The sequence below is a fragment of the Streptomyces sp. NPDC058877 genome (assembly GCF_042742855.1).
Taxonomy (GTDB): domain Bacteria; phylum Actinomycetota; class Actinomycetes; order Streptomycetales; family Streptomycetaceae; genus Streptomyces.
The window spans coordinates 1-1,298 of the sequence record NZ_JBHYMF010000406.1; the positions used below are offsets into that span (position 1 = coordinate 1).

2 protein-coding genes are annotated in these 1,298 nt (G+C 62.9%); both read right to left on the reverse strand.

The window, feature by feature from the left end; genetic code table 11:
* Positions 1 to 262 precede the first annotated feature (262 nt).
* A complete protein-coding gene (locus ACFW2Y_RS35905; RefSeq protein WP_384887970.1) occupies positions 263 to 898 on the reverse strand; it encodes a DUF1772 domain-containing protein in 636 nt (211 codons plus the stop codon).
* Positions 899 to 1,223: 325 nt separating this feature from the next.
* Positions 1,224 to 1,298, reverse strand: a 75-nt coding sequence (locus ACFW2Y_RS35910; RefSeq protein WP_372509591.1) for an adenosylhomocysteinase, incomplete at its 5' end; no start/stop codon positions are given.

The window sequence follows — 1,298 nt, forward strand, 5'->3', positions numbered from 1 at the left end:
CCCAATGATCACGAAGCCCGTGCCTGCTCCGCTATGCACCCCAACCGGTCACGGCCCGACCAACCGCCCGACCCCGGAACTCGCCCAAGCCCTGGGTGACACCCCCCCCGGATCAGCAACAACAAGGGGGGAAGTCATGCCGGAACCGAAGGCCGGTAGCCCCATTGCGGAGCCATGAAAACGGTAACGGGGGGTGCCTGATGGTGTGAGGGTTTTTTGGTTGGCGGGTTTGGTTGGTGTGTTGGGGTGCGGTTTATGGGGTTTATGCGTGGTGGGGTGTTGCTCGGCCGTAGAGCATGAGGCTGCGGGAGAGGGCGGTGAGCGCGGTGATGCATAGCAGGGTGCGCATGATGTTGGTGGCGACCCAGGTGGTTTTGAAGGAGTCGACGACGGAGAAGTCGGTGACCTTGGCGGGGTTGCCGAGTTGTGCCAGTTCGTTGTTCAGCGGGATGTTGACCGAGAAGGTGATCAGGAGAACGACGAAGTAGGCGAGGGCGGCGGTAGCGGTCCATACCGCTACTTTTCGGTGGCCTTTGCGGAATTCGATGATGGCTGAGGCGACGGGGAGGAGGAGGGCGAAGATGAAGGCCATGCCGAACAGGCCGTTTCCGTCGATTTCGGCGTTGATGTTTTGCATGGCGGTGATGTAAGTGCGGTTGTCGCCGTCGCTCAGGCCGGGCATGACTGATACGTCGAAGGCGAAGAACAGTCCTGCCATCAAGCCCATGAGGAGGGTGGAGGTCAGGAGGAGGGTGGTGCGCAGGCTGGTTTTGGGGGGTGTGGGGTGTGAGGTGTGGCCGGGGTGGGCGCCGTGCGGTGTTGAGGGATAGGGGTAGGGGTTGGGATTCTGGTTCTGGTTTGGGTGTGTGTAGGGGTTGTGGGCGGGGTTGTGGTTCATGGGTGCTTCCTTGTCTGGGAGGTCGGGGTGCTTTTGCCCTGGGCGTGAAGACACGGGCACTGAGACATGCGGGCGTTTGATCGTGGCACTGGTGGGGGGTTGCTGCCACGGCTTTGGGCCCGCCCTTGAGTGAATCTCAAGGGCGGGCGGTGGGTGGCGTCTTGGGTGCTTTTTTGGTGCGTGTTTGCCGTGTGGTGCGGGGGTTGGTGGTGGGGGGTGTCTGCCTTGCCTGTTTGTTGCAGGGGTGGGGGCTTTGGTTGGTGTGTGGGTGGCGGAGGTGGTGGGTCTTGTTCTTTGGGTGGGCGGGGCCGTCGCCGAGCGTGTGTCAGTAGCGGTAGTGGTCGGGCTTGTAGGGGCCTTCGACGGGGACGCCGATGTAGGCGGCCTGCTCGGGGCGCAG

What these genes read in the sequence shown, in the direction of transcription:
- ACFW2Y_RS35905 (WP_384887970.1), bottom strand. Translation starts at nt 898, where the DNA reads ATGAACCACAACCCCGCCCACAACCCCTACACACACCCAAACCAGAAC.